The organism is Massilia agilis, from assembly GCF_024756255.1.
GTDB classification, from domain to species: Bacteria; Pseudomonadota; Gammaproteobacteria; order Burkholderiales; family Burkholderiaceae_D; genus Telluria; species Telluria agilis.
Window position 1 is genome coordinate 1 of sequence record NZ_JANUHB010000030.1, and the last position, 275, is coordinate 275.

Consider the following 275-nt stretch of genomic DNA (forward strand, 5'->3'; position numbering starts at 1 on the left):
ACGCTGTATTCCCAGCTTGCCGCGTCTGGCGGCAGGGTCACGTTGATGGTGCCATCCTTGGTGATGCCGTCCGCGGCGCTGGCGCCGCTATCGGTCGCCAGCGCCAGTGCAGGCGCCGCGGCCGAGGTGTCGATGGTGATGGCCGCCGCATTCGAGCCGGCCGTGCTCAGGTTGCCGGCAACGTCGGTCTGGCGTACCTGCACCACGCCGGCGGCATAGGTGCCGTCGGCCAGGTTGAAGCTGGTGCCGCTGCCGCTCGTCCAGTGCGCACCGCC

1 protein-coding gene is annotated in these 275 nt (G+C 70.5%); it reads right to left on the bottom strand.

Features of this window, described 5'->3' with window-relative positions; genetic code table 11:
- A partial coding sequence (locus NX774_RS23330; RefSeq protein WP_258824691.1) for a hypothetical protein occupies positions 1 to 275 on the bottom strand: 275 nt, incomplete at both ends.